The organism is Aeromonas fluvialis, assembly GCF_000819885.1.
Classification (GTDB): domain Bacteria; phylum Pseudomonadota; class Gammaproteobacteria; order Enterobacterales; family Aeromonadaceae; genus Aeromonas; species Aeromonas fluvialis.
This window is the reverse complement of record NZ_CDBO01000004.1, coordinates 41,523-61,140: the sequence shown is the minus strand read 5'-3', so window position 1 is coordinate 61,140 and position 19,618 is coordinate 41,523. Positions and strand designations below refer to the sequence as shown.

The window sequence follows — 19,618 nt, the reverse complement described above, 5'->3', positions numbered from 1 at the left end:
TGATGTCTCACCATATGGCCATCGGGTGCGTTGCCACGATGGCCACCACGCTTTACCGCTGCAGCTTATCTCGGCGGGTTTTATTACCCAGTAGCCCCTTGCCAATCTCCAGCATGGCGACGGCCGCGGCGTAGGTGCTATCGGACTTGCCAATCTCGTCCGCTACATAGAGAAAATTGGATTGGTACTTCTCGACGGCCTCTCGTGGGCTGGTTGCGTCAATAAAGTCCTCCTCAACTTCGAACCCTTGCGTCAGCAACGCCGTCTTTTCATGTAGAAAAGTCGGAGATGCCATGTCGATAAAGGTGTATTGCTGCCGATTGGATGCAGGAACGGTAAAAAACTGGTATCTGGCCATGGATAAATCCTCGCCTGAAGCGGGTGATAGATGATGTGACGCTGGTTTTAGTCTGTGGCTCGCAGGCGGCTTGGTTTCCCTCGATATCACAGACAGTGCGCGTCGGGAATGCCTCATTTTGTTTTCGTTCGAGACTACTTTGTTGGCGTCTGCCCGGCAAGTGGGGCGCAGGGATTTTCTGGATGAACCGTCCAACTGAGACGTTGTGGGCAGGCGTGAGGCCGGGCTCATATTGAGCCCGGCTTGTCACCGAGCTGTCGAGGCGAACCGCTTCTTTCCATTCCAGTGCGTCCATCACGGGACTGGCGAGTGTCGTGCTATGCGCGTCCATTAAAACCTTCTTTTTTGTAGGTATGTCGGAAATTGGTGCAAATATATTTTAATTAAATGGCTGTAGGTGATACCCATAAGAGTACTTATTTTCAAATCAGGATGGCGTAAGTGGTTTCTATTGAGGCTTTAATGTGCTTATGAACACCAATTTTGTGTGTTTCTGTTGAATAATTAAAATAAAAAGCAAATAATGTTGAACGGAATGAGATTCATGATTGCAAAAAAAATTGCACGAACAGGAGTGGTTATATGAAACGCATCATCACAGCAGCAGCGGCACCTGACGCTATCGGTCCCTACAGTCATGGCACGGCCTATGGCGACCTCATCTTTACCTCCGGTCAGTTGCCGGTCTGCAAGCAGCAAGGAGGCGTGGTGGAAGGGGGCATTGCCGCCCAGACCCGCCAGTCACTGGAAAACCTGAAATCCGTGCTGGAAGCCGCTGGCGGCTCGCTGGATACCGTGCTCAAAACCACCTGCTACCTCGCAGAGATCAGCGATTTTGCTGCGTTTAACGAGGTCTATAAAGACTATTTCCAGAAAGATTGTCCGGCGCGCAGCTGCTTCGCAGTGAAGGATCTGCCGATGGGTGTCAAGGTTGAAGTGGAAGCGATCGCCCATATCGCTCGTTAATGCTGATAAAATCCGAACCAATCGCCGCCTATGCCGCCCCAGTTGCCACCCGGCAACTGGGGTGTTAGCCCGGTCAAAGCGAGCTGGCGGTGTCGGATAATCTCTACAAGAACTCGATGGGGGTCTATGTACCGGGCACCGGCAAGATCGGTCTGGCCATTGCGGCCGCCGCCGGCGCACTCGGTGGCAATGCCGATGGCGGGCTGGAGGCGCTGGCCGCGATTCAGTCAGAGCAGGTGGCGCGAGCCCAGACACTGAACGATGCCGACAAGGTGCAGGTGAGCCGCACCGCCGCCCCCGAGTTTATCTTCTGCCGCGTGACCATCTATGGCACGGATGACAAGGGTGAGGAGCACCGCGCCGAAGTGACCCTGTGTGGTGGTCATACCCGCATCGTCGAGCAGCGCCGCGATGGTGCTGTGACCTTGACCGCCGATCAGAGCCAGAGCGGTGCCACCGGTTCCATCTGCGATGACGTCGATATCAGCATCGCCGCCATCTTCGAGTTCGCCACCCAGGTGGCGTTCGAGCAGATCACGTTCATCCTCAAGGCCTCCGAACTTGACGGCAAGCTCTCTGCCGAGGGGATGAACAACCCCTATGGCCTGGAGATTGGCCGCATCATTCAGCAGAACATCGATGCCGGTCTTATCGGCGAGGATGTGATGAACCGCATCGTGAGGATGACGGCGGCCGCTTCCGATGCCTGCATGGGCACGCCACCCGGCCTGCCATGAGCAACTTCGGCAGCGGCAACCAGGGCATTGCCGCCACCATTCCGGTGATGGTGATTGCCGAGCGCTTTGCGGCCAGCGAAGAGCAGCTGGCTCGCGCCCTCATCATGAGCCATCTGGGCGCCATCTATATCAAGTCCCACTATCTGCCGCTGTCGGCCTTCTGCGGCAACACGGTGACCAGTGCGGCCGCCTCCATGGCCATGGTCTATCTGGCGGGCGGCAGCTTTAAGCAATCCTGCTTCGCCAGCCAGAACGTGCTGAGCGACAGTGCCGGCTTGATGTGCGACGGGGCGAAAGCCTCCTGCGCCATGAAGGTGAGCACCCCCTCCGGCGCGGCAGTACGCGGCTTCCTGATGGCCCTCAACAGCCACTCGGTATCGGGTCAGGGAAGTGTGGCAGGCAACGTGGATCAGATGGTGAAGGAAGGCATGTCTGCCACAGACACCACCGTTATTGATATCATGTCCGCCTGATGTCCCTGTCGGTTGCTGCACTGCCATCCCCTCGCGTGCAGCAACCCTTGCAAGAAGGTCCCATTGTGAAGCTGCAAGAGTTGAGTCCGAGTGATTTTGAGATCCTCAAATCGATGGAGAACATCGTGGACGGCATCGCCGCCATGTATGGCCAGCACACCGAGGTGCTGCTCCACAGTCTGGATATACGCAATCCCTCGATCGTCAAGATTGCCAACGGCCATATCACCGGCCGCAGTGTCGGCGCTCCCATCACCAATCTGGCGATGATGAAGCTCAAGAGCGGGCAGGATATCTCCAGCCCCTACATGACCAAGTGTGCCACCGGCAAGACCCTGCGCTCCATCACCACCGTGATCCGCAACGGGGAGCACAGGGCCATCGGGTTGCTCTGTATCAACAGCGACATGGATGCCCCGTTGCAATCCGTGCTGCGCACCATGATGCCGGAGTGCATGCATCCCCACGAGAGCCATGCCACCCCGGAGGTGTTCGCCCGCAACATCGACGAAGCGCTCAACAGCACCATCGACACCGTCAGTGCCGAGGTGCGCGGCAACGAGGCGGTGCCCCCGTCCCAGAAGACACGGGTCATCGTCAACCAGCTGCACGACATGGGGATCTTCGAGTTAAAAGACAGTGCCCAGATTGCGGCGCGCCAGCTCGGGATCTCGGTCCACTCTATCTACCGCTATCTGCGGGAGATCAAGAAGGGCTGAGCCGACACACTCTGGCCAAATTGGCAGCAAACGGGTCAACCCTGACCCGTTTTTTACGCCCGTTTTAGCTTCTCTATTTGGGCCATCCTTCGGGCTCATCTGCTATCATCTTCCCCCTTTATTTTTCTATCTCTCTGAACGTGCTGGAGAAATCATGTCTCGACTCATCTATCTGCTGCGCTATGGCCAGACTCGCTTCAATGCCGAGCAGCGTCTGCAGGGGCGTTGCAACTCCGAGCTGACTGACAAGGGCGAGGCGCAAGCCATCGCCATGGGGCGGCGCCTTGCCGCCGAACTGGCGGATCCCGCCCGCTGGACCATCTATGCCAGCCCGCTCGGTCGTGCCCGCCAGACTGCGCTGCTGGTATGCGAGCAACTGGGGTTGGCGGCGGATCGCATCGTCTGGGACGATCGCTTGATGGAGCTGGGGATGGGGGAGTGGGAGAGCTGTCAGATCCCGGCGCTGCGGCTCGCTCACCCCGAACTCGACACCGGCAAGGGAGATTGGTATCTGCAAGCGCCGGGGGCGGAGTCGTTCGAGAGCATTGAGCGCCGTGTCCAACAGTGGTTGCGGGATCCTGTTATCTCCGAGCGGGCCATCGTCATCTCCCACGGCCTGCTGGGTGCCATGTTGCGTGGCGTCTATGCCGATCTCGACTATGACGCGATCTGGAGGCAGGAGCTGCCGCAAGATGCCTTCTACCGGCTGCAGGATGGTCATATTACCCGGATTGCCTGCTAGTTTATCTTGGTGGCCACCCTGTCATGGGGGAGGGGGACCAGCCCCGGACGTTCATTTTTGCCGCAGTTCAACACATCAGAGCACCTTATCGCCGCAAGATGAGGTATCTTATGCCCCGATTTCATCCATTAAACGGATCCGAGACCCCAATATGATCATCAAACCCAAGGTTCGCGGCTTTATCTGCACCACCACTCATCCGGTCGGGTGTGAAGCCAATGTTCGTCGCCAAATCGCTTATACCAAAGCCAAGGGCACCATCGAGAATGGTCCCAAGAAGGTGCTGGTGATCGGCGCTTCCACCGGTTATGGCCTGGCCTCCCGGATTGCGGCTGCCTTCGGTAGCGGCGCCGCCACCCTCGGCGTCTTCTTTGAAAAAGCGGGCACCGAGTCCAAGACCGGCACCGCTGGCTGGTACAACTCCGCCGCCTTCGACAAGGCAGCCAAAGAGGCAGGCCTTTACGCCAAGAGCGTCAACGGCGATGCCTTCTCCAGCGAGTGCCGCGCCAAGGTGATCGAGCTTATCAAGCAGGATCTGGGTCAGATTGATCTGGTGGTCTACTCCCTGGCCTCTCCGGTGCGCAAGATGCCGGACACCGGCGAAGTGGTGCGCTCTGCCCTCAAACCCATCGGCGAGGTCTACACCACCACCGCCATCGATACCAACAAGGATCAGATCATCACCGCTACCGTCGAGCCGGCGAACGAGGAAGAGATCCAGAACACCATCACAGTGATGGGCGGTCAGGATTGGGAGCTGTGGATGGCTGCCCTGCGTGATGCCGGTGTGCTGGCTGACGGCGCCAAGTCCGTGGCCTACTCCTACATCGGTACCGATCTGACCTGGCCAATCTACTGGCATGGCACTCTGGGCCGCGCCAAGGAAGATCTGGACCGCGCCGCTGCCGCCATCCGTGGCGATCTGGCAGCCAAGGGCGGCACCGCTCACGTGGCTGTGCTGAAATCCGTGGTCACTCAGGCCTCCTCCGCCATTCCGGTGATGCCGCTCTATATCTCCATGGCCTTCAAGATCATGAAGGAGAAGGGCATTCACGAGGGCTGCATGGAGCAGGTGGATCGCATGATGCGCACCCGTCTCTACGCGTCCGACATGGCGCTGGACGATCAGGCGCGCATCCGTATGGATGACTGGGAACTGCGCGAAGACGTGCAGCAGACCTGCCGCGACCTGTGGCCGTCCATCACCAGCGAGAATCTCTCCGAGCTGACCGATTACACCGGCTACAAGCAGGAGTTCCTGCGCCTGTTCGGTTTCGGTCTGGACGAGGTCGATTACGATGCGGATGTGAATCCGGACGTGAAATTCGACGTGGTCGAACTCTGAGTCTGACTCAAGTGAAGACAGGGCCCCGCGGGGCCCTGTTTTTTTTGGCAAAAATTCCGCTAATTAGCGGAATTTTATTATCAGCGATCACCTTTTTCCCATATCAAACCCGCTAGTCTTGCGCTGATCGGATCACAGACGGCATTGCCGAGGAACGGAAGCTATGACCACTCCAAACGAGGCGCCCAAGAAGCGCCAACTCCCCACTGTCTATACCCTGCTTTTTATCATCATCGCCCTGATGGCCGCCCTTACCTGGGTGCTGCCAGCGGGCAAATATGACTACGTCACCGCCAAGACCCAGCAGCCGGTTGCTGCAGCGGCCGTGGCAGATTACAGCGGCGACGAGCGGCTGTTGCCGGTGCCCGGCAGCTACACCGAGCTACCCGCCCACCCGCAAGGGGTGTTCGAGGTGCTCAAGGCCCCCATTCAGGGCTTTCACAAGGCGGCCGACGTGGCACTGTTCGTGCTCATCATCGGCGGCTTTCTGGCGGTGACCATGCAAAGCGGGGCGCTCGATGCCGGGGTAGGGGCCATTGTGCGTGCCTTCGCTGGCCGTGAGCGGCTGCTCATTCCGGTGCTGATCGCCCTGTTTGCCCTCGGCGGCTCCACCTTCGGCATGGCGGAGGAGACGGTGGCCTTCTGGGCGCTGATCGTGCCGGTGATGATGGCGGCGGGCTTCGATCGCATGGTGGCGGCGGGGATCATCCTGCTTGGCTCCGGGGTCGGGGTGCTTGCCTCCACCGTCAACCCGTTTGCCACCGGCATCGCCTCCGGTTTTGCCGGTATCCCCATCGGTGAGGGGATTGGCCTGCGGGTCATCCAGTGGCTGCTGCTGGTGATCTTCGCCTCCTGGTTCGTGATGCGCTACGCCAAGCAGGTGCAGCAGGACAAGTCCCGCTCCGTGCTGGCCGACATCACCTATGACGACGAGTTCTCCCAGATGAAGAGCGGCAACCTCGCCTTCAGCGGCAAGCAGAAGCTCACCATGCTGGTCTTCTTCGGCACCTTCCTGCTGATGATCTATGCGGTGGTGCCCTGGTCGGATCTGGGCATCGACCTGCTGCCCACCCTGGGCTGGTGGTTCGACGAGCTCTCCACCCTGTTCTTCAGCGCCTCCATCCTGATCGCGCTGATCAACCGGATGCCCGAATCCAATTACGTGGCGACTTTCCTGAGCGGCGCTCGGGATCTGATCGGGGTGGCGCTGGTAGTGGCGGTGGCGCGTGGCATCTATGTGGTGATGGAGCAGGGCGTCATCATCGACACCATCTTGCACTGGGCCGAGGGGTTGGTGAGCGGGCTCTCCTCGTCGGTGTTCATCCTGATGGCCTATCTGGTGCACATCATCCTGAGCTTCTTCATCCCCTCCACCTCGGGGCTGGCGACCGTCTCCATGCCGCTGATGGGGCCGCTGGCGGACTTCTCCGGCATCTCCCGGGATCTGGTGATCACCGCCTATCAGTCCGCCTCCGGCTGGATCAACCTGTTCGCCCCCACCGCCGCCCATCTGGTGGCTGGGCTGGCGCTCGCCAAGATCCCCTACGATCGCTTCGTGCGCTGGGTGCTGCCTTTTATCATCGGTGTAGCCCTGATCACCATGGCGGTGCTGGTGGCCGGTGCCCTGCTGCACGGCTGATGGCACGGATACAACCACAGATAACAAAAAGGCTCTCGCGGGAGCCTTTTTCATGAGCCTTGCTTACTGCTTGTAGCCCTTGAGGAAGCGGGCGAGGCGGCCGATGGCCTCTTCCAGCTCCTCTTCCCGGGGCAGGAACACCAGCCGGAAGTGATCCGGCGCCGGCCAGTTGAAGCCGGTGCCCTGCACCAGCAGCAGCTTCTCCTGCTGCAGCAGGTCGAATACCATCTTCTGATCGTCGCGGATGTCATACACCTTGGGATCCAGGCGCGGGAACATGTAGAGCGCCCCCTTGGGCTTGACGCAGGAGACCCCGGGGATCTCGTTCAAGAGCTCCCATGCCTTGTCCCGTTGACGACGCAGGCGGCCGCCCGGCAGGATCAGCTCGTTGATGCTCTGATAACCACCAAGCGCGGTCTGGATGGCGTGTTGCATCGGCACGTTGGCGCACAGCCGCATGGAGGCCAGCATCTCCAGCCCTTCGATATAGCCCTTGGCACGGCCCTTGGGCCCGGTGATGACCATCCAGCCCTGACGGAAGCCGCAGGCGCGGTAAGCCTTGGAGAGGCCGTTGAAGGTCACCACCATCACATCGTCACACAGGGTGCAGACGCTGGTGTGGGAGATGTCGTCGTAGAGGATCTTGTCGTAGATCTCGTCGGCGAAGATGATGAGGTTGTGCTGGCGGGCAATCTCGATCACCTCCAGCAAGAACTCGCTGCCGTAGACGGCACCGGTCGGGTTGTTGGGGTTGATCAGCACCAGGCCGCGGGTACGCGGGGTGATGCGGGCGCGGATGTCGTCGAGATCCGGATACCAGTCGGCCCCTTCGTCGCAGCGATAGTGCACCGCATGGCCACCGGAGAGGGTGACGGCTGCGGTCCAGAGCGGGTAGTCGGGGGAGGGCACCAGCATCTCGTCGCCGTTGTTGAGCAGCGCCTGCATCGCCATCACGATCAGCTCACTGGCGCCATTGCCGATGTAGATGTCGTCGATATCGACCTTGCGCATCCCTTTTTGCTGGTAGTACTGCATCACCGCTTTACGGGCAGAGAACAGCCCCTTGGAGTCGCAGTAGCCCTGGCTCAGCGGCATGTTGAGGATCACATCCTTGATGATCTCTTCCGGCGCATCGAAGCCGAACGGGGCCGGATTGCCGATGTTGAGCTTGAGAATGCGGTGGCCTTCGTCTTCGAGACGGCGAGCCTCTTTATGCACCGGGCCGCGGATGTCATAGCAGACATCGTCGAGCTTGTGCGACTTGTCGATTGTGAACATGGTGACAGTGATTCCTTCCCCACGGGGACGCGTTGGCGAAAAAGGCGGTTTTTAGTATCAAATATTCTTTCCCCTATTCTTCACAGAATTGAATGCTAGAACAATCTTCTTTTTAGTAGAAATTCCTGATTTTTAGCCCCAAAACAGAGTTATTAAAAAGTTAAATTCAGCATAATCGTTTGTGTCTGGCAAGGTTCACCAGTGAAAGATGGGGGAGTGATTAACAAAGCTACTCTACTGTGTTGAAATCTTCACGCTCTCTGGCACGATTGGCTTGCGTCAAAAATCCCCTTTATCATCCATCCTGACGAGAAAAAGCGGTGACAACTGACGCTGGTCAGCGCGATCCTCCCCTCATTTCGTCCTGTTCTATCTGCAGAGGTATCCCATGCATGCACCCACACCCGGCCGCTATCGTCACTTCAAGGGGGGTTACTATCAGGTGCTTACCCTGGCCAGACACACCGAAACCGGCGAGCCGCTGGTGATCTATCAATCCGAGCAGGATAGTCAGGTCTATGCCCGCCCCGTCGCCATGTTCATGGAGTGGATTGAGCATCAGGGGCAGGTGGTCAGCCGCTTTACACCGGTCAAGTGAGCCACAGCCACCTTCTTAATGCGAAAGGGGGACTCCCACCGATGTAGGTGGGAGGGGCATTTCGCCGAGGCGTCAGCCCCGCTGGTTTTGAATGTATTGCTTAATCACCTCCAGCGGCGCACCGCCGCAAGAGCCCGCAAATCAGAGCCCCTTGGCCTGCAGCATCTCCTTGTAGCGCTGATGCAGCAGTTGGACGCGCGCCACATAGGCGCGCGTTTCGGCATAGGGAGGGATCCCGCCATGTTTTTGCACCGCGCCCGCGCCAGCATTGTAGGCCGCAGTCGCCAGCGCTATGTTGCCGTTATATTGCTTGAGCAGACCCGCCAGGTATTTCACCCCACCGAAAATATTCTGCTCCGCCAGCAGGGCATTGCCGACCCCCAGCTCTCGTGCCGTGGCGGGCATCAGCTGGGTCAGTCCCATCGCGCCCTTGCGGGAAACAGCCAGCGGATTGAAAGCCGATTCGGCGTGAATGAGCGCCCTGATCAGCGCAGGCTCAACCTGATAGGTTTTGGCGGCTGCCTTGATGGTGCTGGCATAGTCATAGAGAAACAGCCCTGTGGTCTGCCAGTTGACGCCGGATTTGGGATCGCAGGCGAAGCAGTCGTTGAACAGCAGCAGCTCGTAATGGCCCTGTTCAGGCGCCATATCGGCGTAACGTACCACCCCATTTTGCTGCACCGATTTATAGACCTGGATCTGCTTCTTGCCGCTGGTGGCCGCCGTTTGAGTGGTGTCGGGTTGTGGGACGGGTGTGGCATCATTGCGCGGATGCTCTGGGGAGGGGGCCGTGGTCAGGAAGACCACCTCTGCGGGAGGGGGGGTCTGGCTCCATCCGCTCAAGGGGATCAACCATATCTGGCCTGCCAGCATCCATGCTTTCAACCGTCACACTCCTTCTATGCCACTGCATTCCTTGGATTATCATGTTGAGTAAAGCACCATGGCGAGGGCAGAACAAGCGCACAAACAGGGCGGTGTGAAGTGGACGGGGGTTTGGTCGAGTGGGCAGGGGGATGCGGGGGATGGCCAGGATAGGCGCTGACTGCTCCCCTTATATCCCCGCCCGATTGGGCGAGGGTTTACGGGGCATCTGCTAAAGGCGGGATTTTTCGGTGGCCAATGACCATGACCGTTTTATTGAAGCGTCCCTGCGAGTCTGCTTTTTTGTTAATTAAATGCATGCTATCTTGCTTGCGTAAGCTGGTCTGACTAGCTAGCCAAAATTCATTTTAGCAATTGATTAAAAAGGATTTTTTGTGTCAGGAAAGCTGGCGATGGAACTCATCTTCGAGGAGTACTATGACGCCGACCTCTCCCTTATCAAGGACTATTACGAGACGACGTTTTCCCACTATGTGCCGGATCTGGCCGAGCGGATATTTGTTGTGCGTGATGCTCACTGGTTGGTGGGGGCGGTACGGTTGCGGGACGAGGAGGAGTTTTATCATCTGTGCGGCTTTCGTCTGTTGCCACATTACCAGTCGCTGGGATTGGGGTCACGGCTGTTGCAGCGCGCCTGTCGCGGTCTGGCCGACAAGCCGGTAGTCTGTCAGGTGTTGCCCTTCGAGAAGCCCTTCTATCTCAAGGCCGGCTTTGCCGATATCTCCCTCAACCAATTGCGCGGGCCACTCTTCTTCCTTTACGAGCAGCAACAGCAGCAGGGTTATCAGGTGGAGCTGTTGGTTCGGGATCCCACCCAGCCCCTGCTGAATTGAGCGCTTTAGCGGGGTTTGGTCAGCAGATGGATCTTGCCCGGTGACAGCTCCAAACCCAGCAGGTTCTCTTTCAGCCAGGCTTGTTGCGGATCCTTGTCGTCCAGTCGGTAAACCGGTTTGCTCTCAAGCCGCTTTTCCATGCTCTGCAGCAGCATGCCGAGCATCATGCCGAATTTTCTCTCTGCCGCCTCCGGTTCCAGCTTGTACTCCACCAGTTTCATGTTGTCGAGAAACAGTGCGCTCTGGCTCTTGTCATAGCGGGGCCTGGCCTCATAGGTCATCTGCAGGCGAGCATCATATTGGGTATTGTCGGGCAGGGCGATCTTGAGCGTGCCCTTACCATAGACCCGGGCGGTGTCGGGCTGCAGACGGCCAATCTGGACATCGCTCTGCTCTAGTTTCACATGGGCCTTGATGATGCCGGGCAGCTCCAGCTGCTTGTCGACTTGTACCTGGGATTGCAGGTACTGATTGATCTGCTGCTCATTGATGTCATATGAGCCTTGGCCTAGCATGGCCAGGCTGAGCAGCATGGATTGCAGAATCATGGGAGCAACCTGATAGAATGGATTTGCCTTACAGCATACCATTCCTGACTGGCAGGATCTGCCAACCACTGTTTGTTGATGAGAAGGAGTTACCGTTGCTAAACGGTCTGGAACATGATTTCCACCTGCTGTTCTCCCGTTTTCTGGGCTGGCTGCTGTTGCTTTTTCATACCGTTATTGTCGCGGGGGTTTCATTTCGGGTGGTGATGAAGCGCCGCCCCATCGGAGTGTCGCTGGCCTGGCTGGCGCTGATCTATGCGATCCCATTTGCCGGCGTCGGTTTTTACCTGTTGTTTGGTGAAATCAAGCTGGGGCGCCGGCGTGCCGAGCGGGCGCAGGCCATGTATAGTCCTTATGCCATCTGGATCCGCCAGCTTGCCCGCCTCTTCCCCCAGCACTGCTGCGAGGTGGGAGAGAAGGCTCAGCCATTGCACGATCTGATCTTGGGGCGACTGGCCATGCCCATGCTTTCCGGCAACCGGATGACGCTGCTAAGTAGACCCGAAAAGATCCTTCGTGAGATAGTTCAGGATATCCGCCGCTCTACCCTCTCCTGCTATCTGGAGTTCTATATCTGGCACCCTGGCGGCGATGCCGATGAGGTGTGCGAGGCATTGATGGAAGTAGCGCGGCGCGGCGTGGATTGTCGCTTGTTGCTCGACTCGGTGGGCAGCAAGCACTTCTTCCGCTCAGGATGGCCGAAAAAGCTGCGCAAGGCGGGGGTCAAGCTGGTGGAGGTGCTGCCGGTCGGCGCCTGGCGTATCCCCTTCCAGCGGCAGGATTTGCGGATGCACCGCAAGCTGGTGGTGATCGATGACAAGGTGGGCTACACCGGCTCCATGAACATGGTGGATCCGCGCTTTTTCAAGCGGGATGCCGGGGTCGGCCAGTGGGTCGATATCATGATCCGGGTGCAGGGGCCCATGGTGCCGTTGATGTGGTCGATCTTCGTCTGGGACTGGGAGGTAGAGACTGGCGAGCGATTGCTCGACAGCCTGCAGCATGATCCGGAGGCCTGGCCCCAGACCAACTACCGCGCCCAGCTGATCCCCTCAGGCCCGTTCGTTGGCGGTGATTGCATTCAGCAGAGCCTGCTGCTGGCCATCTATCAGGCGCGCAGCCATCTGGTGCTGACGACCCCCTACTTTGTCCCGGATGACCCGCTGGCAGCCGCACTCAGTTCGGCTGCGGCGCGCGGGGTGCAGGTGCAGCTGGTGTTGCCGGCACGCAATGACTCCATCATGGCCAATTACGCCTGTAACGCTTTTATGGAGGAGCTGCTGGAGGCGGGAGTGGAGATCTATCGCTACGATGCCGGACTGCTCCATACCAAGAGCGTGCTGGTGGATGACGACTTTGCTCTGGTGGGAACGGTCAATCTCGACCGGCGCAGCCTCTGGCTCAACTTCGAGGTGACCTTGCTGGTGGACAACCCCTCGTTCGTGGCCCAGATGACCCGGCTGGTGCAGGGTTACATGGCGGAAGCCACCCCGATGACCCTGGTCAAGTGGCGGGCGCGACCCTGGTACAAGAAGGCGATGGAGAACATCTTCTATCTCTTCAGCCCCTTGCTGTGATGGGGTGGCGAGCCGCAAGAAAGTGGGCTCGCCCTCTGATTGGACTTGCCTAGCCCCGAGTCCGCCCCGTAGAGTGCAGCGACAACGCTTTGGAGACACATGGTTATGAAAAAGTTAGTGGCCCTCGCCGTGGGTGCGGCACTGGTTGGCGGCGGTCTGGCGGCGTGCTGGTACACAGGCAACAGCTTCGACAACATCTTGGCGGAGCAGATCGCCAGGGTGGAGAAAGAGAGCGGGCTCGACATACAGTGGCAGCCAGGCAGCAGCAACCTCTTTACCCGTGATGGCATCCTGAAGGTGGTGATCACGCCCGAGGAGCTGGCTGCCATCGACAGCGAATTGGGGGAGAGTCAGCCCATCGAGCTGCAACTGGTGGTCAATAACCGGATCCTGCCGCTCTACATCAAGAGCCACCTCCAGCTCGATACCCATAACGGCACCCTGGCACCAGTCTTTACCGCACTGGGCATGGAACAGTGGCAACTCGGCCTGGAGTCGGCTACCAGCCTTTGGACCCAGGCCAATAGCAGCCGCTTTTGGGTCAATGAGTTCAAGGTAAAGCAGGGGCTGGACGAGTTCAGTTTCCTGCCTCTGAGCGGTGAGTTCCATGGCAATCTGGAGGGAAATGGTCACCTCACCATGACCTGGCAGGGGATGACGGTTCACGAAGAGCAGAGCAAGATGGATTTGGTGCTGGCCGACCTGAAAGGGAGTGCCGACATCGCCGAGATCAGCGGTGTCTTTCTCTCGCCACAGAGTGAGATGAGTCTCTCCGCACTCACTCTGCAACTGCCTGACAGTATCCGGGTCGCCCTGCAAGGGATGACGACCGAGACTCGGCTGATCGGCGAGGATGCCCAGACCCTCTCCAGCAGTTATCAGATGAAGATCGCCAAGCTTGATCTGGAGAACGAGATCGACACGCTGGCAGTGACCGACAGCAAGTTGGCACTCAATCTCAACGGGCTGGATCTCGAAGGGTATCAGGGGGTGCAGGCTGCGGGTGGCAAGGGGATTGACGACGTGGCCATCCAGCAGGCGCTGGACAAGATACTCAAACGGGGAGCGACTCTGGAGCTGGCCGACCTCAGTGCCAGGCTCAATGGCGAGGCGGTGGCGGTGAAAGGTGATCTCACGCTGGCATCGACCTCCTTGGAACAGTTGTTCAATAGTGAGGAGGGGATGCAGGCACTGAGCGGTCAGCTGCAGGCAACGCTGAGCAACAAACTGGGCAAGGCCGTGCCGCAACTGGCCCCCATGCTCGATCAGCTGACCCTTATGGGCTATCTGAAAGCCGAGAAGCAAGTGCTAACTTCCAAACTGTCGCTGGATAAGGGTGAGGTGACGGTGAACGATAGGCCGCTCTGATATGTGGCGCAAAAACAACAACGGCTCCCGCGGGAGCCGTTGTTGTTTCTGGCGTTTGCATACGTGCCGTGTGGGCGATTTACTTGAAGACCACCGTCTTGTTGCCGTAGACGAATACCCGTTCGTTCAATACCAGCTCCAACGCACGACTCAGTACCGATTTCTCCACGTCACGGCCCGCTTTGGCCATCGCATCGGCACTGAAAGTGTGATCAACGTGGATTACGTCCTGCTCGACGATAGGACCCTCATCCAGATCGTCGGTCACGAAGTGGGCGGTGGCGCCGATCAGCTTGACCCCGCGATCGAACGCCTGCCGGTAGGGGCGCGCGCCGATAAAAGCGGGCAGGAAGGAGTGATGGATGTTGAGGATCTTGCGCGGGTAGGCCTCGACGAAGCTCGGGGTCAGCACCCGCATGTACTTGGCCAGGATCACATAGTCTGGGGTGTAGCTATCGATGATGGCGCGTACCTGCTCCTCATGTTCGGTGCGGCTCAGATCCTCGTGACTGACGGTATGGAATGGTATGTCGAACTTGCAGGTGAGCTCGGCCAGGGTGTCGTAGTTGCCGATCACCGCGACGATATCCATATCCAGCGCGCCCGCGTAGTTCTTCATCAGAATATCGCCGAGGCAGTGGGTCTCTTTGGTCACCAGAATGACGATCTGCTTCTTGCCCGCCTTGACCAGACGTCGCTGGGCGCCGGTGGGCAGGGCATCATCGAGGTCAGCCAGCAGGGTCTCGTCGTTGAAGCGCCCCTCCAGCTCGGTACGCATGAAGAAACGGCCGTTCTCGTGATCCACGAACTCATCGTTCTTGATGATGTTGAGCTGGTGCTTGTAGCAGATGTTGGTGATCTTGGCGATGAGCCCTTTGGCATCCGGGCAATCCGTCAGCAGTATTTTCTTTTCCATCTCTGTCATTTTCCGTTTGTGGTGTTGGTGCCGCTGTCTGCGCAGGCTGCGTTGTTCAGGCTCTTTTTCGGGCACTGTTTTTTGTTTCGGGCACTATGCCATAAACCGATCCGCGTCATAAAGCAATTCGCCAGTCATGGCCTCACGCGCTAGCGGGCTGAAGAGCACGATCCTGGGCGCCATGTTGAAACGCGTTTCCGCCTGCGGGGGTTTTTGGCTGGTATCTGCAACCGTTTTTCTTTCGGCTGTCTGCGCTTATTCTCAGGGCGGGGTGCAATTTCCCACCGCGGTATCCCGATTGACTCGGGGAGCCCGCGAGCGCCCGACCTGTCTGCCGGACCTGGTGGCATTCGGTCGCAAGCACCGGATGCCGGTGCTGACCATCGAGGATCTGGTGCAATATCGTCAGTTGTTGTCAGAACGTACTGCCTGAGCTTCATACGAAATTGTATTAAGGCAAAAATTTGGTTAACCTTTGTCTGTGTCCCCATCATGTGGCACTCATTTCTTAGACGAAACCGTACAAAAAGTGTTCGTTCGAAAAAAATGAGGGTTTTAATGCATTTATCTGTGGTGGGGGCTATGCAAAGTAGGATTTTTTTGTGCCATAATCACGCCGCTTGCTAAACGTCTGGCGAGTTCAAGGGAGCTTTAAAAATGAAAAAATTGTTGTTGGTAGGTGTTGTTGGTCTGTCCGCTCTGCTGGGCGGTTGTGCAAACACCAGCGAACTGGAAACTTCCGTTCAGAATCTGTCTAACAAAGTTGACCAGCTGGCTCAAGATGTTAGCGCAGTTCGTGCTGATCAGTCCAAAATCGCTGCTGATGTTGCCGAAGCCAAGCAAGAAGCTATGCGTGCTAACCAGCGCATCGACAACATGGCTACTTCCTACAAGAAGTAATCCATGCGAAAAAAATGGCGCAGTTATGCGCCATTTTTTTTTGCCTGAAAATCACCATCTTCCCGCTCGCACTTCACTCTTTTGACCTTTACCCATGAGGTCATGCCGGTTTCCCGGCACTCCCCCATCATTACCAGCCAGTTCGATCCCGATCAGTAGAGCAGGCTGTAGAGTTTGCGACGGTAGCTCTGTGCCGCCGGTGTGCTGCCCATGGTCGCCAGAATATCGAGATAGGTCTTTCTGGCATCGCCGAAGGCCAAGTCCCGCTTGAGGATCTCCAGCAGCAGCCCCAGCGCCTCTTCCTGACGGCCTGCCTGGTTGTATTGCACCGCCAGCTCCTGAGTCAGGACAAAATCATCAGGCTGTTCTGCATGACGAGCTTCCAGTGCGCGCAGCTCGGGGCTGTCCGCTGCTTGCAGCGCCAGGGCGAGTCGTGAGCTCAGGGTATGGAAGTGACCATCTTGCGCCACCATGGGGATGGTGCCGAGCCGCTCCTGCGCTTCTTCCAGCAGATTGAGGTCGAGCGCCGCCTGAATGAGCCAGAGGCTGATATCGTGACGTTCAGGGGCCAGCTGATGTGCCTTGGTCAGATGGGCGTAACCAACGCTGGGCTGCTCGTCAGCCAGCGCTTGCTGTCCTTTGGCCAACAGCTCTTCCTCCTCCTTGGGGGCGAAGGCGGCGAAGTAGTGGCGCAGGGTGGCTTCATCCTGCGGCCCTTCGAGGATCCCCTGTTCATCAGGGCGTCCCTGATGGAACAGCACCAGAGCAGGCAGGGCGCGCAGGCCGAGCTGGCTGGCCAACGGTTGCAGTTGGGGATCGTTCATATCCACCTTGGCCAAGGTGACCTGCTCGTTGGCAGGCCCAACCAGAGACTCGATCAACGGTGTCATCCCCTGACACTCCGGCATTTGCGGAGCATGGAAATAGATGACGACCGGCTTCTTCATGGACGCATCGATAAGTTCAGCGTGAAAGTTCTGGGGAGTAATGTCGACGATCATGGGTTGGACTCTTCAGCAAGGGTGTGGAGTAACATGGGGTTGATGGCGTGGCAATTCAAGCGCTCATCCAGTCGGTAAAGGTTCACTGGCGTTGTTGCGGCGGCAAGGCTGAGCCAGCCCCCGGCCAAGGGCCAATCCTGTACCTGATAAGGGGTGTCATCGAGCCGGTTGTCGAGTCGCCATCCTTCATCCGGGATAAACCTTACCTTCTCCAGCCCCGCAGCGATGCCCCCACCGTGAGCTTTCAGCACCGCCTCTTTGCGCGACCAGAATCGGTAGAAGGCGATCTCCTGCTCTTGAGCGGGCAGCGCGCAGAGCCACTCATATTCACTCTGTGCATAAAAGCGGCGAGCCAGAGGGAGGATATTATGGCGTCGTTTGCCCAGCTCGATATCGACCCCAACTGGCCCCTGCGGGCAGAGCGCCAACACCAACCAGGATCCACTGTGGCTCAGATTGAAGTGCCATCGTTCATCTTGCAGTTGCGGTTTGCCATGCTCTCCCTGGCAAAATGCCAGCTTGACCGGCGATGTGCCCAACTTTTGTGCCAGTAGCTGGCGCAGTAAGGCGCGGCTCAGCAGATAGGATTGACGGCGAACATCATGGCTCATTTGCTGCCATTTTTGGCGCTCATCTACCGAAAGGAGGTCAGGAAGCCCGATAAGTGATTGCGAGGCAACGTCGGCAGTGTTTAACAGAAAAAGATCAGTGGCGATCATATTATTTCACTTTAAAAGAGTGGTGAAGCAGGGATAAATGGCACTTTTCTTGGCGCTGAGCAGCCAGTTTCATGATTGTATGTTGTTTGGCCGTGATCACATTAATGATGAAAAACCGTGAATTTCCTTGCAAAAATGTGAGCTTTACAGGGATTTTCACTTGCCTCGATAGAATTCTTGGATATAGTCGGGTGCTGTTGCCTTATCAATTGCCTTTCGGGGCCGTATTTTAACAAGATTTCTATTTTTGCGGGGATAAAGGATTGCGCTACCTGATGCTAGTACTGGTCGCGCTCGGAATGGTGGGTTGTGCTTCGGCTCCCCAGCCCGAGGTCGCGAGCAAGATCGAAGTGTCCATGATGGAACCTGTGATTGAACCGGAAGCTTCACAGACCCCAGACATAAACGAAATCCTGACTGTATATAAAGAGTGGCGCGGTACCCCTTATCGCTTTGGTGGCACCACTGAACGTGGTATCGATTGTTCAGCCTTTGCCCGAGAAGTGTTCCGCAACGCCGTCGGTATCGAACTTCCCCGTGATACCCGTTCCCAGGTCCATGAAGGCACCCGTATTTCCAAGCAGGATCTGGTTGAAGGGGATCTGGTCTTCTTCAAAATCAATCGTCGCCTCAATCATGTCGGCATCTATGTGGGCAATGGTGAATTCATCCACGCCTCCACCCGGGCCGGGGTGACGCGCTCAAAACTCAACAATGTGTACTGGCGCAACAAGTTCTGGCAGGCACGCCGGATCGATATCTGAGTCAGGCTGGACAAACGGCTCGCAGTACGGACTGTTTTTCCAACCTCACTTGAACCGGGCCCGATAGCCCGGTTTTTTATTGCCGTCGTTTAGACTTTCCCGAGTCAAATCACTATAGTGTGGGCCCGTTTTCTTCGGCAGGCTCAGCATGAAACCCCGTATCTCATCAGCCGGTGGCCCCACGTCGGGCGACCGCAAGTCCGGACTTCACTCCCGTAATCGCCATCAGGCGGGTTACGATTTTGAGGCGCTCTGCCTGCGAACTCCCGAGTTGGCCGACCACGTCTTTATCAATGACTATGGCTCCTGCACCATCGATTTTGCCGATCCAGAGGCGGTGAAGACGCTCAATCGCGCCTTGCTGGCTCATCACTACGGGATTACCCACTGGGACTTGCCCGCAGGTTACCTCTGTCCTCCCATCCCTGGGCGGGTGGACTACCTGCACCGGGCGGCCGACCTGCTGGCCGAGAGCGCAGGCCAGGTCCCTACCGGCAAGGGGGTGAGGGTGCTGGATATCGGGATGGGGGCAAACTGCATCTATCCGCTGCTGGGGGCCCGCGAATATGGCTGGCGTTTTGTGGGATCAGATATTGATCCGGTCTCGGTCAAGGCGGCCACCCTGCTGGCCAAGAGCAACGGGCTCGGCAATCAGATCGAGTGCCGCCTGCAGGGCAATCCCCATCATGTGTTTCGCGGCATCATTGGGCCTAAGGAGCGCTTTGCGCTGACGCTGTGCAATCCGCCGTTCCATGGGTCGCTGGAAGAGGCGAGCAAGGGGACGGAGCGCAAGCTGCGCAATTTAGGTAAAGAGGTCAAGGGTAAGCCGGTACTCAATTTTGGTGGCCAGCAGGCCGAGCTGTGGTGCGAAGGGGGTGAGGCGGCGTTTCTGGCCAACATGATTGCCCAGAGCAAGGAATTCGCCAGCCAGTGCCTCTGGTTCAGCTCGCTGGTGTCGAAAAAAGAGAACCTGCCGGGGGCAAAAAAGGCGCTAAGCCGGGTGGGGGTACGTCAGGTTCGGGTGATCGATATGGCGCAGGGCAACAAGGTGAGCCGGATCCTCGCCTGGTCCTTTCTGGATGAAGAGGGATTGCGTAACGGCTGGCCGAGCGCATGCTAAACCTCCCCACAGGGCCCGATAAGGGCCTTTTTTCATGATGACCCTGATCAATTTCCCCTGCTGGCCGCATCTCTGGCAATCGATTTCCTCATTGGCAGATCGTGCTAGTTTACATAGTGTAAGTAGTTACTT

Annotated in this window: 19 protein-coding genes and 3 pseudogenes; 14 read left to right on the top strand and 8 right to left on the bottom strand. The window is 57.8% G+C overall.

Annotated features, from left to right (window positions below):
- Positions 1 to 52: 52 nt before the first annotated feature.
- A complete protein-coding gene (locus tag BN1125_RS00570; RefSeq protein WP_042009807.1) occupies positions 53 to 358 on the bottom strand; it encodes a hypothetical protein in 306 nt (101 codons plus the stop codon).
- Between the two features lie 582 nt (positions 359 to 940).
- Here BN1125_RS00570 and BN1125_RS00565 point away from each other — a divergent pair.
- The 6 genes and pseudogenes from BN1125_RS00565 to BN1125_RS00540 all read left to right on the top strand — a co-directional run bounded on the left by BN1125_RS00565 (position 941) and on the right by BN1125_RS00540 (position 6,979).
- Positions 941 to 1,324 (top strand): RidA family protein, encoded by a 384-nt coding sequence (locus BN1125_RS00565; protein ID WP_033136725.1) that lies wholly within the window; start codon positions 941 to 943, stop codon positions 1,322 to 1,324.
- An 11-nt stretch (positions 1,325 to 1,335) separates the two neighbouring features.
- Positions 1,336 to 2,534: pseudogene (locus tag BN1125_RS00560) on the top strand (L-cysteine desulfidase family protein); the annotation flags it as partial.
- Positions 2,535 to 2,599: 65 nt separating this feature from the next.
- Positions 2,600 to 3,253, top strand: coding sequence for a helix-turn-helix transcriptional regulator (locus BN1125_RS00555; RefSeq protein WP_042009834.1), 654 nt, complete (start codon positions 2,600 to 2,602; stop codon positions 3,251 to 3,253).
- 154 nt (positions 3,254 to 3,407) lie between these two features.
- Positions 3,408 to 3,995 (top strand): histidine phosphatase family protein, encoded by a 588-nt coding sequence (locus BN1125_RS00550; RefSeq protein WP_042009790.1) that lies wholly within the window; start codon positions 3,408 to 3,410, stop codon positions 3,993 to 3,995.
- 151 nt (positions 3,996 to 4,146) lie between these two features.
- Positions 4,147 to 5,340, top strand: a complete 1,194-nt coding sequence (gene fabV, locus BN1125_RS00545; protein WP_042009787.1) for an enoyl-ACP reductase FabV — start codon at positions 4,147 to 4,149, stop codon at positions 5,338 to 5,340.
- Between the two features lie 163 nt (positions 5,341 to 5,503).
- The gene (locus BN1125_RS00540) at positions 5,504 to 6,979 is read left to right on the top strand and encodes a YfcC family protein (protein ID WP_042009784.1); all 1,476 of its coding nucleotides are present in this window, start codon (positions 5,504 to 5,506) and stop codon (positions 6,977 to 6,979) included.
- A 63-nt stretch (positions 6,980 to 7,042) separates the two neighbouring features.
- Here BN1125_RS00540 and BN1125_RS00535 read toward each other — a convergent pair whose 3' ends face one another.
- Positions 7,043 to 8,257 (bottom strand): pyridoxal phosphate-dependent aminotransferase, encoded by a 1,215-nt coding sequence (locus BN1125_RS00535; RefSeq protein ID WP_042009781.1) that lies wholly within the window; start codon positions 8,255 to 8,257, stop codon positions 7,043 to 7,045.
- Between the two features lie 388 nt (positions 8,258 to 8,645).
- On the opposite strand from BN1125_RS00535, the gene BN1125_RS00530 reads away from it, so the two are divergent.
- The gene (locus BN1125_RS00530; protein ID WP_042009780.1) at positions 8,646 to 8,855 is read left to right on the top strand and encodes a DUF1653 domain-containing protein; all 210 of its coding nucleotides are present in this window, start codon (positions 8,646 to 8,648) and stop codon (positions 8,853 to 8,855) included.
- A 72-nt stretch (positions 8,856 to 8,927) separates the two neighbouring features.
- Here BN1125_RS00530 and BN1125_RS19815 read toward each other — a convergent pair.
- Both BN1125_RS19815 and BN1125_RS19810 read right to left on the bottom strand, forming a co-directional pair.
- A pseudogene (locus BN1125_RS19815) lies at positions 8,928 to 8,996 on the bottom strand (IS200/IS605 family transposase); the annotation flags it as partial.
- Entirely contained in the window at positions 8,997 to 9,728 is a 732-nt protein-coding gene (locus BN1125_RS19810; protein WP_042009778.1) for a lytic transglycosylase domain-containing protein, read from the bottom strand. It lies immediately after the preceding pseudogene.
- A gap of 404 nt (positions 9,729 to 10,132) precedes the next feature.
- Between BN1125_RS19810 and BN1125_RS00520 the strand changes: the two genes are divergently transcribed.
- On the top strand, positions 10,133 to 10,573 hold the full coding sequence (locus BN1125_RS00520; protein WP_042009777.1) for a GNAT family N-acetyltransferase: 441 nt from the start codon (positions 10,133 to 10,135) through the stop codon (positions 10,571 to 10,573).
- 5 nt (positions 10,574 to 10,578) lie between these two features.
- Here BN1125_RS00520 and BN1125_RS00515 read toward each other — a convergent pair whose 3' ends face one another.
- The gene (locus tag BN1125_RS00515; protein WP_042009776.1) at positions 10,579 to 11,121 is read right to left on the bottom strand and encodes a YceB family lipoprotein; all 543 of its coding nucleotides are present in this window, start codon (positions 11,119 to 11,121) and stop codon (positions 10,579 to 10,581) included.
- A 95-nt stretch (positions 11,122 to 11,216) separates the two neighbouring features.
- On the opposite strand from BN1125_RS00515, the gene cls reads away from it, so the two are divergent.
- Together cls and BN1125_RS00505 are read left to right on the top strand one after the other, a co-directional pair.
- Positions 11,217 to 12,698, top strand: a complete 1,482-nt coding sequence (cls, locus tag BN1125_RS00510; RefSeq protein WP_042009775.1) for a cardiolipin synthase — start codon at positions 11,217 to 11,219, stop codon at positions 12,696 to 12,698.
- A 105-nt stretch (positions 12,699 to 12,803) separates the two neighbouring features.
- A complete protein-coding gene (locus BN1125_RS00505) occupies positions 12,804 to 14,066 on the top strand; it encodes a DUF945 family protein (protein WP_042009773.1) in 1,263 nt (420 codons plus the stop codon).
- Positions 14,067 to 14,145: 79 nt separating this feature from the next.
- Here BN1125_RS00505 and purU read toward each other — a convergent pair whose 3' ends face one another.
- Positions 14,146 to 14,982 carry a formyltetrahydrofolate deformylase gene (gene purU / locus BN1125_RS00500; RefSeq protein ID WP_042009770.1) on the bottom strand — a complete coding sequence of 279 codons (837 nt, stop codon included), beginning with the start codon at positions 14,980 to 14,982 and terminating at the stop codon, positions 14,146 to 14,148.
- A gap of 331 nt (positions 14,983 to 15,313) precedes the next feature.
- Between purU and BN1125_RS18785 the strand changes: the two are divergent.
- Positions 15,314 to 15,415, top strand: a pseudogene (locus BN1125_RS18785) (3,4-dihydroxy-2-butanone-4-phosphate synthase); the annotation flags it as partial.
- A 224-nt stretch (positions 15,416 to 15,639) separates the two neighbouring features.
- Positions 15,640 to 15,882 carry an Lpp/OprI family alanine-zipper lipoprotein gene (locus BN1125_RS00490; RefSeq protein WP_005334342.1) on the top strand — a complete coding sequence of 81 codons (243 nt, stop codon included), beginning with the start codon at positions 15,640 to 15,642 and terminating at the stop codon, positions 15,880 to 15,882.
- Positions 15,883 to 16,034: 152 nt separating this feature from the next.
- Here BN1125_RS00490 and BN1125_RS00485 read toward each other — a convergent pair whose 3' ends face one another.
- On the bottom strand, positions 16,035 to 16,883 hold the full coding sequence (locus BN1125_RS00485; RefSeq protein WP_042009764.1) for a tetratricopeptide repeat protein: 849 nt from the start codon (positions 16,881 to 16,883) through the stop codon (positions 16,035 to 16,037).
- Complete coding sequence (locus BN1125_RS00480; protein ID WP_042009763.1) at positions 16,880 to 17,602, bottom strand: 4'-phosphopantetheinyl transferase family protein; 723 nt, start codon at positions 17,600 to 17,602, stop codon at positions 16,880 to 16,882. Before BN1125_RS00480 ends, BN1125_RS00485 begins: the two co-directional genes overlap by 4 nt.
- A 275-nt stretch (positions 17,603 to 17,877) precedes the next feature.
- On the opposite strand from BN1125_RS00480, the gene BN1125_RS00475 reads away from it, so the two are divergent.
- Together BN1125_RS00475 and rlmF are read left to right on the top strand one after the other, a co-directional pair.
- Positions 17,878 to 18,366 carry a C40 family peptidase gene (locus BN1125_RS00475; RefSeq protein ID WP_042009761.1) on the top strand — a complete coding sequence of 163 codons (489 nt, stop codon included), beginning with the start codon at positions 17,878 to 17,880 and terminating at the stop codon, positions 18,364 to 18,366.
- A gap of 148 nt (positions 18,367 to 18,514) precedes the next feature.
- Entirely contained in the window at positions 18,515 to 19,486 is a 972-nt protein-coding gene (gene rlmF, locus BN1125_RS00470) for a 23S rRNA (adenine(1618)-N(6))-methyltransferase RlmF (RefSeq protein ID WP_042009759.1), read from the top strand.
- Positions 19,487 to 19,618 lie beyond the last annotated feature (132 nt).